This is a genomic window from Oceanicola sp. D3, assembly GCF_006351965.1.
Lineage (GTDB): Bacteria > Pseudomonadota > Alphaproteobacteria > Rhodobacterales > Rhodobacteraceae > Vannielia.
Window position 1 is genome coordinate 1,248,571 of sequence record NZ_CP040932.1, and the last position, 13,922, is coordinate 1,262,492.

Below are 13,922 nucleotides of genomic sequence, written 5' to 3' on the forward strand. Positions count from 1 at the left end.
CGCCCGCGCGGCATTTTAGCTTTCCGGGAGGTGTCTGCCTGATGGGCAACGCACGAAATATCGCGTTCTGGGTCGTTCTGTTTGTTCTGATCCTAGCGCTCTTCAACCTCTTCTCCGGCGACAACGCCACTATGTCGTCGCGCAACCTCAGCTACTCCGACTTCATCGAAGCGGTCGAGGATGGCTCGGTGACGGAGGTAACCATCGACGGCGAGGAGATGCGCGTCCGCACCACGGATGACACCACCTACACCACGATCATTCCGCCCGAGGTCGACCCGACCGAGGTGCTGATCGACAATAATGTTGAGGTCTCAGCCAAGGCGCAGCAGCAAAACGGCCTGCTAGCCTACATCGGCACGCTGCTGCCCTTCATCATCCTGATCGGCATCTGGATTTTCCTGATGAACCGGATGCAAGGCGGTGGCCGTGGCGGGGCGATGGGCTTCGGCAAGTCCAAGGCCAAGCTGCTGACTGAAAAGCACGGGCGGGTGACGTTTGACGATGTCGCTGGCATCGACGAGGCCAAGGAAGAGCTCGAAGAGATCGTCGAGTTCCTCCGCAACCCGCAGAAGTTCTCGCGCCTTGGCGGCAAGATCCCCAAGGGTGCATTGCTCGTTGGCCCTCCGGGTACAGGTAAAACGCTTCTCGCACGCGCCATCGCGGGCGAAGCGGGCGTGCCCTTCTTCACCATTTCCGGTTCGGACTTTGTTGAGATGTTCGTCGGTGTTGGTGCCTCCCGTGTGCGCGACATGTTCGAGCAGGCCAAAAAGAACGCACCCTGCATCGTCTTCATCGACGAGATCGACGCTGTGGGCCGCTCCCGTGGCGTGGGCTATGGCGGTGGCAACGACGAGCGCGAGCAGACCCTCAACCAGCTTCTGGTGGAGATGGACGGCTTTGAGGCCAACGAAGGCATCATCATCGTCGCCGCCACCAACCGCCCTGACGTGCTCGACCCCGCGCTGCTGCGCCCGGGCCGGTTTGACCGTCAGGTGCAGGTGCCCAACCCCGACATCAAGGGCCGCGAAAAAATCCTTGGTGTGCATGCCCGCAAGGTGCCGCTCGGCCCCGATGTGGACCTGCGCATCATCGCACGCGGCACCCCCGGGTTCTCGGGCGCAGACCTCGCCAACCTCGTGAACGAGGCCGCACTGATGGCCGCGCGCGTGGGTCGCCGTTTTGTGACGATGGAAGACTTCGAGAACGCCAAGGACAAGGTGATGATGGGGGCCGAGCGCCGCTCCATGGTCATGACCGAGGACGAGAAGAAGCTGACCGCTTATCACGAGGCGGGCCATGCTGTTGTGGGCCTCAACGTTCCGCAGCACGACCCGATCCACAAGGCTACGATCATTCCGCGCGGCCGGGCGCTGGGCTTGGTGCTGTCGCTGCCCGAGCGTGACCAGCTTTCGGTGAGCTACACCAAGTACAAATCCAAGATCGCCATGGCGATGGGCGGGCGCGTGGCGGAAGAGCTGATCTTCGGCCCGGAAAATGTGACCTCGGGGGCCTCTTCCGACATTCAACAGGTCACGCGGATTGCCCGCGCGATGGTAACGCAGTTCGGTTTTGACCCCGAGCTGGGATATGTCGACTATGCCAACGAGCAGCAAAGCCACCTTGGCAGCTATCAGGGCCAGACCAGCCATTCCGGGATCACCCAGAAGCTCATCGACGATAAGGTGCGCGAATTGGTGGATGAGGGCTATGAAACGGCCAAGCGGATCCTGACAGAGAAGTCGCAGGATCTGGAGAACCTGGCTCAGGGCCTGCTGGAATATGAAACGCTGACCGGCAATGAGATCACCCGCGTTATCGCCGGTGAGCCGCTCAACCGGGGCGACGATGACGATACCGGCGCCACGCCCGGTGGTGGTCAGGATGACAAGCCTTCGCTGACGGCGGTTCCAAAGACCAAACCGCGCAAAGGCGGTGGCATGGAGCCTGAGCCATCGGCTTGAGGCGATAGCTCCAGCCGCTCAGAGCTGGGCTGATATCAAATTCAGACGCCGCGCCTCGCGCGGCGTCTTTGTCTTAGGCCCCCCAGCGCCCGATCGTGGCTGCCCGGTCAGCGCGCTCTTCCCCTTCTGGCAGCTCTTGCATAGGGTCCGCCGCAGAAGCGGAAGGAGCACTTCGATGGCAGGGCTGAAGAAACTCGATACGGTGGCAACCGTCGCTTGGCTCGGCTGGGTCGAGAGCCGCGAGGCGACGCTGCGTTCGGAGCCGCTCAAGGCGGTGGGCGCCACGCTGGAGGGCTTTCCCGGCGAAGACCATGGCGGGGTAACGCGGCCCTCCTGCTCGCGCGTTCTGGCACTTTATCCCGAGCGGGGCACGACCATTCGCAACACGCGGCAGCTTTCGATTGTCTCGGAAGAAGAACTGGCGGAAATTGCCGAAACTTTGGAGCTAGAGCATCTCTCGCCTGATCTGATCGGCGCTTCGCTGGTTGTTTCCGGTCTGCCCAATTTTTCTCACATCCCGCCCGGCACCCGTCTTCAGGCGCCCTCTGGCGCGACGATCACGGTTGATGTGGAAAACGGCCCCTGCAACTTCCCGGCCAAGGAAATCGAAGACACTCATCCGGGTCATGGGAAGGGCTTCAAGGCTGCCGCTATGGGCAAACGCGGGGTTACGGCGTGGATCGAGCGTGAGGGGCGGATTGCGCTTGGGGATCCGCTTTCGGTCTTCATACCCGATCAGCCCGCATGGGCCGGGCACTAGTTGCCTGAAAAGCGTGGTGCTGTGTGGTGCGCGCTGTAAAAGGGCGTGCGTTAGGGTGCTCAGTTTCCAATCTGCCGCCTCGGTTTCCGCGTCTGGGCGTTTCCGCGCTGGAATGTGTCGGAAAACGCGCCCTGCCGGGCTGGTGTGAGCGTTACCACGTCAGTAATACCGCGACCGGAGGAGGGAGGCCCCATGAGCGTCAAGTCCGACATCGAGATTGCCCGCGAGGCAGTGAAACGACCCATTCAGGAGATCGGGGCCAAGCTGGGGATCCCATCTGCCGACCTGCTGCCCTACGGCCATGACAAGGCCAAGGTGGGGCAAGACTTCATTGAGGGCCTTAAAGACCGCCCCAATGGCAAGCTGATCCTCGTCACTGCGATCAACCCAACGCCCGCGGGCGAGGGCAAGACCACGACGACAGTGGGCCTTGGCGATGGGCTCAACGCCATTGGCAAGAAGGCGGCGATTTGCATTCGCGAAGCCTCGCTTGGCCCGTGTTTCGGCATGAAGGGCGGCGCGGCGGGCGGTGGTTATGCGCAGGTGGTGCCGATGGAGGAGATGAACCTTCATTTTACCGGTGATTTCCACGCCATTACCTCGGCCCACAACCTGCTGTCGGCGATGATCGACAACCATATTTACTGGGGCAATGCGCTGGGGATTGATGAGCGGCGGATCACGTGGCGCCGGGTGCTCGACATGAACGACCGCGCGCTGCGCGATGTGGTGGTGGGCCTTGGCGGCGTGGCCAACGGCTTTTCCCGTCAGACCGGGTTTGACATCACCGTGGCCTCTGAGGTCATGGCCATCCTGTGCCTTGCCACCGACCTCGCCGATCTTGAAGCTCGGTTGGGCCGGATCATCGTGGCGTACACCCGGGATCGTGACCCGATTACCTGTGCCGACATCGGGGCCAGCGGAGCGATGACCGTGTTGCTCAAGGATGCGATGCAGCCAAACCTCGTGCAGACGCTGGAGCATAACCCTGCCTTTGTTCATGGCGGGCCCTTCGCCAACATCGCTCATGGCTGCAACTCGGTAATCGCCACGACCACGGCGCTAAAGCTCGCGGATTATGTGGTGACGGAAGCCGGCTTCGGGGCTGACCTCGGGGCCGAGAAGTTCATGAACATCAAGTGCCGCAAGGCAGAGCTGACGCCCGATTGCGTGGTGTTGGTGGCAACGGTTCGCGCGATGAAGATGAATGGCGGCGTGGCCAAGGCCGACCTCGGGGCGGAGAACGTGGGGGCCGTGCAGGCAGGCTGCCCCAACCTCGGGCGGCACATCCAGAACCTCAAGGGTTTTGGCGTGCCGGTGGTGGTGGCGATCAACCACTTTGTCTCCGACACCGAGGCCGAAGTGGAGGCGGTGAAGGACTACGTGGCCGAGATGGGGGCCGAAGCGATTCTGTGCAAGCACTGGGCTGAAGGCTCGAAAGGCACCGAAGAGCTGGCAACCCGCGTGGCCGAGATTGCCGATAGCGGTCAGGCCCAGTTTGCCCCGCTCTATCCCGATGAGATGGGGCTGTTTGAGAAAATCGAAACCATCGCGACGCGCATCTACCATGCCGATGAGGTGCTGGCCGATAAAAAGATCCGCGACCAGTTGCACGCATGGGAGGCGGCTGGATTTGGCAACCTGCCGGTCTGCATGGCCAAAACGCAATACAGCTTCTCGACAGATCCGGGGCTGCGCGGTGCGCCAACGGGCCATTCGGTGCCGGTGAGAGAGGTGCGGCTTTCGGCTGGCGCGGGCTTCGTTGTGGCGATATGCGGTGAAATCATGACCATGCCCGGCCTGCCACGCCATCCGGCGGCAGAGTCGATCGGGCTGAACGACGCCGGAGAGGTGGAAGGACTATTCTGATGCGCAAACCCCCTGCCGAGATCGACAACATGGCCGAGATGCGCGCCCAGATTGATGAGATCGACGGCGCGCTGATTGCCTTGCTGGCCGAGCGGCAGGCCCATGTGGATTGTGTGCCGGCGCTCAAGAAGCTGGCGGGTATTTCCGCAGCCGCGCCTTCGCGGGCGGCCGATGTTTTGGAGAAGGTCAGCGCGAGAGCCGAGGCGGAGGGCTTCGCCCCGGACTTGGCGCGAGCGATGTGGCAGCAGATGATCGACTTCTACGTAGCCCGCGAGCAGGAACACCTCGGCACTGCCGGAGCCGACCTTTAGGCCCCTCGCGCCACGGTCGCCGATCGCCAAATACGCACCCAGATGGAGAGCCACATGAGCGCAAAGATCATCGACGGAAAAGCCTTCGCGGCAACGGTTCGGGAGAAGGTGGCTAGCCACGTGGCTCGGCTGAAGTCTGACCACGGCATCACGCCCGGGCTTGCGGTGGTTTTGGTGGGCGAGGATCCGGCGAGCGAAGTTTATGTGAAGGCCAAGAACCGCCAGGCGGTTGAGGTTGGCATGGCCTCCTTTGAGCACAAACTGCCTGCGGACACCCCCGAGGAGGAGCTGTTTGCGCTGATCGACAAGCTCAATGCTGACCCGGCGGTGCATGGCATCCTCTGCCAGTTCCCCGTGCCCGACCACCTCGACGAACGCCGCACCGTGGCCCGGATCGACCCGGCCAAGGACGTCGACGGGCTGAGCGTTGCCAATGCCGGGCTATTGGCCACCGGCGGAGAGGCTTTGGTAAGCTGCACACCGCTGGGCTGCCTGATGTTGCTGCGCGATCAACTGGGTGATCTGACCGGGCTTGATGCTGTGGTGATCGGGCGCTCCAACCTGTTTGGCAAGCCGATGGGGCAGCTTCTGCTGCGCGACAATTGCACGGTCACGATTGCACATTCGCGCACGAAAGATCTGGCAGAGGTCTGTCGCCGCGCCGATGTGCTGATCGCCGCCGTCGGGCGCGCCGAAATGGTGAAGGGCGATTGGGTGAAGCCGGGTGCCACGGTGATCGACGTTGGTATCACGCGCATTCCGCATCCCGACAAACCGGGCAAGACCCGCCTGATTGGCGACGTTGATTTTGCGGCGGCATCCGAGCGGGCTGCGGCCATTACCCCGGTGCCGGGCGGCGTGGGGCCGATGACGATCGCCTGTCTTCTGGCCAATACCGTGACGGCGTGCTGCCGCGCAAATGGGCTGCCCGAGCCCGAGGGCCTAACGGCCTGACCGCAGCCGTACCTCCCGTGCAAGCGCCTTGCGTTCGTCCGCCAGCGCACCTTCGATGGCAAAGGCTTCTTCAGTAACGGCACCCGGATCTTCCTGACCGTCGCGCATTGCCTCTTCGAGCCAGTGCAGGATTTCATCCTGACTGCGCCCTGCAAAGAGCATGGCGATGACCTGGCGTTGCGCGATCAGGCGTCCTTCGATGGTCGGGTCCATGTGGTCCTCCTTGAATGGGTTTTCATCAAGGATAGTAGCGCGTTTGCGGCGACAATCACTCCAAGGGCACTGCCAACGCCCGTGGGCCGGTGAGCACGGCAATGGCGCGGGCGCTGAAAAGGCCCCGCAGTACCGGAGTACTGCAGCGCAAACCGCCGGTGTAGGCGCCGAAGGCGGGCAATATCAGGCGGCGCTGATCATAGACAAAGGCGGGCCGGGAAGTGCCGGAGCGGGGCAGCCGGTGCTTAGGGTGGTAGTGGCCCGAGACTTCGCCTGCTTCGGGTCGAGGGCTTGCGATATGGCGAAACACCAGCCCTTCCTCTGCCAACTCTGCCTTGTGCTCGCCGCCCAGTTCCAGCGGCCCCGGGTCATGGTTGCCCTCGATCCATATCCAGCGCCGCCCGGCCTGCATCGCCTGAAGCCTTAGCTGCATGTCCTCTGGCAGCGCGAGCGCGGCTCCGAGATCGTCAAAGCTGTCTCCGAGGCACACCACGCTACGCGGCATCAGCGCAGCCAGTTCCGCCTCCAGCCTCGCTAAGGTCTCTTCCGTTTCATAGGGCGGCAGCAGCGCCCCGCCGCGACGTGCCATGCGCTCGGACTTGCCAAGATGCAGGTCGGAGACGCACAGCAGCCGCGCATCCGGCAGCCAGAGCGCCCCGGATGGCCGCGCTTCAAGCCTGCAACCGGCAAGGGTGAAACTGTGGGCGTTCATGATCCGTTCTTAGGCTGGAATGTTGGATTTGTGCAAGCCCTAGCCCTCGAGCCCGACCTTGGCCATGAGCGCTTCGGCCTCTTCTTCCGCTAGCCGCTCGCGCCCCTTGCCCGCAACAGGCACCTTGCCCACTTCAAGCAAAAGGGGAGCGGCCATGGGGGTGACGCGATCCAGCTGCATATGGTCGATCCGCCCGGCAACACGGGCGAGCATCTCTTCGACACGTCCGAAATCTACAAGCCCCTTCATCGCCTCTTCTCGGGTGATCCGCATGAGCAAATGGTCGGGGTCATACTTCAACAGAGTGTCATAGAGGATATCGGAGGAGAAGGTGGCCTGCCGTCCCGACTTGCGGTTTTGCGGCAGGTTGCGCTCGATCAAACCAGCAATGGTGGCAGAGGCACGGAAGGTGCGTTTCATCACGGCGTTCTTTGCCAGCCACCCCTCCAATGCATCGCGCAACACCTGCGGAGCGAGCAGCGGATCCGGGTCTTCCACCGGCTCAAGGCCCCAGATGAGCGTGGCATAGTCCGTCGCCACAAAGCCAAGCGGATCAAGCCCCAGTTCTTCCATCCGGCGCGTTACCAGCAGCCCCAATGTCTGCTGCGCGTTGCGCCCGGCGAAGCCATAGAGGCATGTGTGAGCGCGGCTGTCGTGCGGAAAGCTCTCGACAAGCAGCCTGTCGCCGCGGGGTAACTGCGACGCGTTGCGTTGGAGCGCCAGCCACTCTTGCACGTGGTGAGGCAGGGCAGACCAATCGCCGTGGATCAGCTCCAGAATGCGCTCGGTCAGCCGGGTCGAGGCCGAAAATTTGGTGCCGCCGAACACAGCGATCTTGGGCGTCTTGTTACCCGAGCGGGAGACCTGGACGGTCATCTCCTTGAGCCCTTCATAGCGAACGATCTCGCCACCGATCAAAAAGGTGTCTCCCTCGGTGAGGGTCGCGGCAAAGCCCTCCTCGATTTCGCCCAGCGGTTTGCCACCGCGCCCGCGAAGGCGCACTTTCAACAGCTCAGTGTCTTGGATCGTGCCGATGTTCATCCGGACACGCTGCGCCGCGCGGGGGTCGCGTAGCGTCCAGCGGCCATCGCGTTGCATCAGTTTCTGCCAACGATCATAGGCTTTTAGCGCGTAGCCACCTGTTGCGCAAAAATCCAGACAGTCATCAAACGCGGCCCGGCTGAGATTGCTGTAGGCTCCCACCGACTTCACCTCGCCGAAAAGCTCGGTTTCGTCGAACGGACCGGCGCAGGCGCGGATGAGGATGTGCTGGCAGAGCACATCGCGCGGGCCGGGGCCGCGCGGCTCGCCATCGAGGTCATGGGCGGCAACGGCCTCCAAAGCGGCGCGGCATTCGAGCACTTCGAAGCGGTTGGCAGGCACAAGCCGCGCTTTTGACGGCGCGTTGTAGCGGTGATTGGCCCGGCCGATGCGCTGAACGAGCCGCTTGATGTTCTTGGGGCCGCCGATCTGGATGATCAGGTCTACATCGCCCCAGTCGATCCCCAAATCGAGCGTGCCTGTACACACAATCGCCCGCAACTCCCCGGATACCATCGCCGCCTCAACCTTCTGGCGCTGCTCGCGGGCGAGGCTGCCGTGATGGATGGCGATGGGCAGGCCTTCTTCATTGGCGAGCCAGAGGTTGTGAAAAAAGATCTCGGCCTGAGCCCGGGTGTTGTGGAAGATCAGGGTGGTGCGGTGCTTGCGCACCTCCTCCAGCACTTCTGGTAGGGCATGGGCCGCGCCGCCTCCGGCCCAGGGCGGTGGGGCGGCTGTGTTGAGCATCGCAATGTCGGGGAGGGGGCCCGGATCGGCGAGGATCACGGGGCAGGGATCCGGATGACGGGCGAGTTGGTGAGCAAGCGCGGGCGGGTCTTCTACCGTGGCGGAAAGGCCAACGCGGCGCAGGCCGGGGGCAAGGGCCTGAAGCCGCGACAGCGCGAGCATCAACTGATCGCCGCGCTTGCTTTCTGCCAGCGCGTGGATTTCATCGACAACGACGCGGGTGAGGCCAGCAAAAATGCGGGGAGCATCCTCGTAAGAGATCAGCAGCGCCAGCGACTCAGGTGTGGTCAGCAAAATATGCGGAGGGTCGGCCCGTTGACGTTTGCGCGCTGAGGCGGAGGTATCGCCGGTGCGGTCCTCGATGCGGACGGGCAGGCCCATCTCCTCCACCGGACGGCGCAGGTTGCGGCGAATGTCGGCGGCCAGCGCCTTGAGCGGCGAGATATATAGGGTGTGCAGCCCCTCGTGCGCGCCATCGGCCAGTTCAACCAAGGAGGGCAGAAACCCGGCGAGGGTTTTGCCGCCCCCTGTGGGGGCGATAAGCAAAGAAGCCGGCTCTTCAGCGCGTGCGAGCATCTCCAACTGGTGGGGGTGCGGCTGCCAGTCATGGCTTTCAAACCAGCTGGCGAAACGCGGTGGAAGAGCGGCCATGCGGCTTTAGCTGCCCTCCGGCGCTTCAGCGAGGTCGGCGAGGCTCTTTCGAAGGTCGGCTATTTCAGCGGCAATCCGCCCGCTCGGATCTTCCGGCGCATCTGACCAGCTGGAAAACCTTTCGAGCAGGGGCACGAAGGTGCGCACCTCTTCTTCGGTCCAGCTCTTCAAGAAGTTCCCGAGGGTATAGAATTTGAAGGCCCGAACGGCCTTAACGATGCGGCCGCCATCTGGCGTGACTTCAAGAATGGCCCGCCGGGCATCTTCTTGGCTGACACCGCGCCGGATAAGCCCCTTGCGTATGAGCTCTGTTGTCAGGCGGGAGGCACGAGAGGGGTCTATGCCAAGGCGGTTGGCCACGCTGCCAACGGTGGTTTCGCCCGACACTTCGTCGCCAAACTCATTCGAAGGCCGCCACACGGCAATAAGCGCATCCAGCTCTGCCAGTTCGACCTTCAGCCCAAGCTCCTGCACTGCCCGGATGCCCAGCTCGCGCTTGAACACTCTGCGGCGCCAGCGCTGTAACACTGCATCCAGATCAAGTGCGCTTCGGGCCAGGGATTCATCAACCCCGACTTGCTCCAACTTGCGCACCACTTCGGTGTCTCTGTCGCCCAAGGCGGCCCTCCTGCTTCGTGCTGTTGACACATGTATGTTGACGACACATATATGCGCTATGCAGTTTTCCCAAGCCCTTTGGCTTGAATGGAAAGGAAATACATGTGCGACCGGCAGACGAAAAGACATTTGTGAGCAACGAAGAGCACAAGAGCCGCATTGGGCTGGTTCTTGTGGCTGTAGCGGCCACTTTGCTCTTTGCCTCACTGGGCCAAACCATCGTGACAACCGCGATGCCCACTATGGTGGCGGAGCTTGGCGGGGTGGATCACATCACCTGGATCATCACCGCGTTCTTGCTGGCATCCACCATCGGCGCACCGATCAGTGGTAAACTGGGTGATCTCTTTGGCCGCAAGATCGTGATCCAGGGCGGCATCCTCGTTTTTGTCCTCGGTGCCGCGATCTGTGGTTTTGCCCAGTCGATGGAAATGCTGATTGCCGGGCGCGCTGTGCAAGGGCTTGGCGGCGGCGGGCTGATCGTGGTGTCGATGGCCGTCGTTGCCGATGTCTTGCCGCCGCGCGAGCGTGGCAAGGCGCAGGGGCTTTTGGGCGCGGTTTTCGGTGTTTCCACGGTGATCGGCCCGCTCATTGGCGGCTTTCTCGTCGAAGCGCTCAGCTGGCATTGGATTTTCTTCGTGAACTTCCCCGTCGGCCTGCTGGCTTTTGTCGTTCTTGGCTTTGCACTTGAAACACCGGTGCGAGAGAGCAGGGCGAAACTCGACTTTGCAGGCGCCGGGCTTCTGGCCACCGTCCTTTCGGTGGCAGTGCTCGGTTCCAACCTCGGCGGGACGGTCCTCCCCTGGGACAGCCCTGCGTTCCTCGGCCTTGTGGCTTTAGGCGTGGCGGCTGGCGCCGGGTTCGTCATTGCCGAGCGGCGTGCGGAAGAGCCCATCCTCCCCTTGGGGCTCTTCCGCAACAATACCTTTTTGGTGGTGAACGCGGTCGGTTTCATGGTGGGGGTGGCGATGTTTGGCACAATCACCTTCATCCCGCTTTACCTTCAGGTCGTGCAGGGCGTTTCCCCAGCCGTTTCTGGCCTGTTCCTGACACCAATGATGGCCGGGCTCATCGCGTCCTCTACGGCCGCTGGGCAGATCATGGGGCGCACGGGGCGCTACAAGATCATGCCCACGCTCTCTACCGGGCTCCTCGCGGCCGCGATGCTGTCGCTTTCCACTCTCTCGGAAGGCTCGCCGCTCTGGTTGGTGGCTGTGTCGATGGTCTGCGTTGGTCTAGGCCTTGGGCCGGTGTTCTCCATCGGGGTTGCGGCGATCCAAAACGCCGTGCCGCGGCACATGCTCGGCGTCGGCACCGCCTCTGCCAATATGTTTAGGCTCATCGGGGGCTCTATCGGCACTGCGGCGTTCGGCGCGCTTTTTGGCAGCGGGCTGGCGACTAACCTTGGCGGAGCCCTGCCGGACGATGCCAGCCTCAGCTCCATCAGCGCCGCCACATTGGCGGCCCTCCCGCCGGAAGCGCAGCAGGAGGTGACGCACGGGTTCTCTATGGCCCTGCATCCGATCTTCTGGACGGCGGCGGGCGTGGCGGTGATCGCCTGCCTCGTCTCGCTCGCATTGCGAGAACTGCCGCTCGAGCAGGGCCCGGCCAAGGCCTGACGGTTAACGGTTGCCTGATCTGCCCTAATCCCCCATCACGGGGGCGAGTGAGGCAGCAGTTGAGCGTTAAAATGCCACTTCCAGTGACGATCCTTTATGCCAAGGGCCACGCAAAGCGCGGCTCAGTAACGATGCGGGCGATGCAACTCGCAAAGATCGGCCAGCGCCACTTAAAGGACTTCGACGTCACCGCTCGCTCAATGCCCCAGAGAGATACAGGAGAGCAGATCGGGGCGGTGCGTGACATTACCGAGGGCGTGGTGATCCTCTGCAAAGCGATGATCCAGCATGTCGATCACGAGGTGATTGAGCATCTCAAATCGAATGGTGTCGCCGTCGCCGCAGACTGGATCGACAAGGCCCCGCGCTCTCGCCACATGGCGGCAATCGACCTGCACATCGGCTCATCGCGCAAGCAGGTGGTGGAACTGGTGGAGAAGATGCCGGGCATTAGGGTTGCCTACGTCACCCACCATTGGGACGTGCGCCTGCAAAAGCTGGAGTTTGCGCCGCTTGACCGCCTGAGGATGATGTATCTCGGCCGGCCCGAAAACACGGCGATGCCCGACGGCGTGGAGGCCGAGGTGCTTCAGGCCGAAACCTCGGAGCAGTTCGAGGCGGTGCTGGCGCGGCTGCCAGAGTTCAACCTGCATTACGCCGTGCGCGCCGATGACACGCCGGAGGGCATTTGCAAGCCCTTCACCAAGGGTTTCACCGCCGCGGCCTGCCAGTCGAACATCATCCTGCAACCGGATGTGGATGACGCAGTCAGCTACCTTGGTGCCGATTATCCCTACTTCGTTGCCAACGATTCACCGGAGGCCGTGCAGGACATGCTCAAGAAGGCACGTGATGAGTTTGGCGGGCCGGTCTGGGCGGAGGGGCTGGAGCGGATGCGTGACGTGGCACACCGTGCCTCCCCCCGGCAAGTGGCGCGGGAGCTGGGCGCCGCGGTGGAGGCTGTCGCAAAGTAAAACGCGAAACGCGGACCCAAAGGCCCGCGTTTCTGATTAGTGGCTGACGCGTCCGCCTCAGTGCACGATTTTCTCTTCCTTGACGAACATGTTCGCCCAGGCCCGGTCGATGAGCTCAGGGCTCATCTGGTAGGGGATGCCCTCGAACTCGCAGATGGCGATCATCTGGTCGATCAGGAAGATCGGCTGATAGTTGGCGTAAACATTGTCGATCTCAGGGTACTTCACCTTGAGCAGGTGAATGAGCGCGTCCTGATCCAGCGGCATGCCGCGCTTCTTGGCGACCATAGCGAAGATCTTGAGATAATCCTCCTGCTCCGGCCCGTCGATTTTGATCTTGAAGAAGATCCGGCGCAGGGCCGCCTTATCGAAGATCTCATTGGGGTGGAAGTTGGTGGAGAAGATCACCAGCGTGTCGAAAGGCACCTCAAACTTCTCGCCCGATTGGAGCGCGAGGATATCCTTGCTTTCTTCCAGCGGAACGATCCAGCGGTTGACCAGCGCCTGCGGCGGCTCGGCCTGACGGCCAAGGTCGTCCACGATGAAGATGCCGCCTGACGACTTCAGCTGAAGCGGCGCCTGATAGGTGCGGGCGGTGGGGTTGTAGACGAGGTCCAGCATGGAGAGCGAGAGCTCACCGCCGGTGATCACGGTGGGCCGCTCGCAGCGCACGTAGCGGGTATCGAACCGCCCCGAGGTGCGGCGCAGGGAGTTTGGATCATCGCCCTCTTCTTCGACTGCATTATGCACAATCGGGTCGTACACAGTGATAACCTGACCGGCGTACTCAATGGCGCGGGGTACAAAGATCTTGTCACCCATGGCATCGCGAATCCCGTTAGAGATCGAGGATTTACCGTTGCCGGGCGGGCCATACATAAGGATCGAACGGCCTGCTGACACCGCAGGGCCGAGATGGTCCAGCAACTCGTTTGGCAGGATCAGGTGGCCCATCGCATCGGTGAGCTGCTGACGGGTGATCTGAATGTTGCGGATCGACTGGCGCTTCACCTGCTCCTGATAAACTTCAAGCGGCACCGGCATTGCGCCGTAGTATTCAGACTGCGCCAAGGCATCCAATGCGCGGGCCTTGCCAGCATCGGTGAGCTGATAGCCCATTTCGCCCGTACCGCCGGCCATCATCGAGCCGGTGGCCTCCACCAGCTTTTGCGTGCGGGCCAGATCAACCAGTTCCTGCGTTACCGGGATTGGCAGGCAGATTGCGGGGGCAATCTCGGCCACGGTTTCAACGTTCTTTCGGAAAATGGTTTTCAGCACGATGTCGCGCATCATCACCAGGGGCAACTGCATGTCTTCCAACCGCTTGGGGGCGGGGGGCGCAATTACATTGGCCACTTCCATGTTCATCCGGATCACCTGCTCATTTTTGGCGCGCGTCTCATTATTTCCCCGAGTCTCGCCCGATAACCGCCCAAAGCGTGGACAATACCCGTGGTGAACAAGACTGTGCCTCGCTAATGTGGCCAAA

General features: G+C 62.4%; 12 protein-coding genes. 7 read left to right on the plus strand and 5 right to left on the minus strand.

All coding sequences use genetic code 11. From position 1 onward, the window contains the following. Positions 1 to 41 precede the first annotated feature (41 nt). The 5 genes from ftsH to folD all read left to right on the plus strand — a co-directional run bounded on the left by ftsH (position 42) and on the right by folD (position 5,858). Complete coding sequence (ftsH, locus tag FHY55_RS06380; protein WP_140013391.1) at positions 42 to 1,964, plus strand: ATP-dependent zinc metalloprotease FtsH; 1,923 nt, start codon at positions 42 to 44, stop codon at positions 1,962 to 1,964. A 175-nt stretch (positions 1,965 to 2,139) separates the two neighbouring features. After that, positions 2,140 to 2,724 (plus strand): MOSC domain-containing protein, encoded by a 585-nt coding sequence (locus tag FHY55_RS06385; protein WP_140013392.1) that lies wholly within the window; start codon positions 2,140 to 2,142, stop codon positions 2,722 to 2,724. A gap of 192 nt (positions 2,725 to 2,916) precedes the next feature. Then, positions 2,917 to 4,593, plus strand: a complete 1,677-nt coding sequence (locus FHY55_RS06390) for a formate--tetrahydrofolate ligase (protein WP_140013393.1) — start codon at positions 2,917 to 2,919, stop codon at positions 4,591 to 4,593. Next, positions 4,593 to 4,904 carry a chorismate mutase gene (locus tag FHY55_RS06395; protein WP_254695434.1) on the plus strand — a complete coding sequence of 104 codons (312 nt, stop codon included), beginning with the start codon at positions 4,593 to 4,595 and terminating at the stop codon, positions 4,902 to 4,904. Before FHY55_RS06390 ends, FHY55_RS06395 begins: the two co-directional genes overlap by 1 nt. Before the next feature lie 54 nt (positions 4,905 to 4,958). Beyond that, the gene (gene folD, locus FHY55_RS06400) at positions 4,959 to 5,858 is read left to right on the plus strand and encodes a bifunctional methylenetetrahydrofolate dehydrogenase/methenyltetrahydrofolate cyclohydrolase FolD (protein ID WP_140013395.1); all 900 of its coding nucleotides are present in this window, start codon (positions 4,959 to 4,961) and stop codon (positions 5,856 to 5,858) included. Here folD and FHY55_RS06405 read toward each other — a convergent pair. The 4 genes from FHY55_RS06405 to FHY55_RS06420 are packed head-to-tail and all read right to left on the minus strand — an operon-like array spanning position 5,847 to position 9,840. Beyond that, positions 5,847 to 6,071 carry a hypothetical protein gene (locus tag FHY55_RS06405; protein WP_140013396.1) on the minus strand — a complete coding sequence of 75 codons (225 nt, stop codon included), beginning with the start codon at positions 6,069 to 6,071 and terminating at the stop codon, positions 5,847 to 5,849. The two genes, folD and FHY55_RS06405, sit on opposite strands and share 12 nt — an antisense overlap. Positions 6,072 to 6,126: 55 nt before the next feature. Beyond that, the gene (gene pdeM / locus FHY55_RS06410; protein WP_140013397.1) at positions 6,127 to 6,783 is read right to left on the minus strand and encodes a ligase-associated DNA damage response endonuclease PdeM; all 657 of its coding nucleotides are present in this window, start codon (positions 6,781 to 6,783) and stop codon (positions 6,127 to 6,129) included. Positions 6,784 to 6,822: 39 nt separating this feature from the next. After that, on the minus strand, positions 6,823 to 9,222 hold the full coding sequence (locus tag FHY55_RS06415; RefSeq protein ID WP_140013398.1) for a ligase-associated DNA damage response DEXH box helicase: 2,400 nt from the start codon (positions 9,220 to 9,222) through the stop codon (positions 6,823 to 6,825). Between the two features lie 6 nt (positions 9,223 to 9,228). Then, entirely contained in the window at positions 9,229 to 9,840 is a 612-nt protein-coding gene (locus tag FHY55_RS06420; RefSeq protein ID WP_254695435.1) for a MarR family winged helix-turn-helix transcriptional regulator, read from the minus strand. A 104-nt stretch (positions 9,841 to 9,944) separates the two neighbouring features. On the opposite strand from FHY55_RS06420, the gene FHY55_RS06425 reads away from it, so the two are divergent. Both FHY55_RS06425 and FHY55_RS06430 read left to right on the plus strand, forming a co-directional pair. Then, positions 9,945 to 11,459 (plus strand): MDR family MFS transporter, encoded by a 1,515-nt coding sequence (locus FHY55_RS06425; RefSeq protein ID WP_140013400.1) that lies wholly within the window; start codon positions 9,945 to 9,947, stop codon positions 11,457 to 11,459. Between the two features lie 71 nt (positions 11,460 to 11,530). After that, positions 11,531 to 12,433 (plus strand): hypothetical protein, encoded by a 903-nt coding sequence (locus FHY55_RS06430; protein ID WP_140013401.1) that lies wholly within the window; start codon positions 11,531 to 11,533, stop codon positions 12,431 to 12,433. A gap of 57 nt (positions 12,434 to 12,490) precedes the next feature. On the opposite strand, the gene FHY55_RS06435 is transcribed toward FHY55_RS06430, so the two are convergent. After that, positions 12,491 to 13,801 (minus strand): ATPase, encoded by a 1,311-nt coding sequence (locus tag FHY55_RS06435; RefSeq protein WP_140013402.1) that lies wholly within the window; start codon positions 13,799 to 13,801, stop codon positions 12,491 to 12,493. Positions 13,802 to 13,922 lie beyond the last annotated feature (121 nt).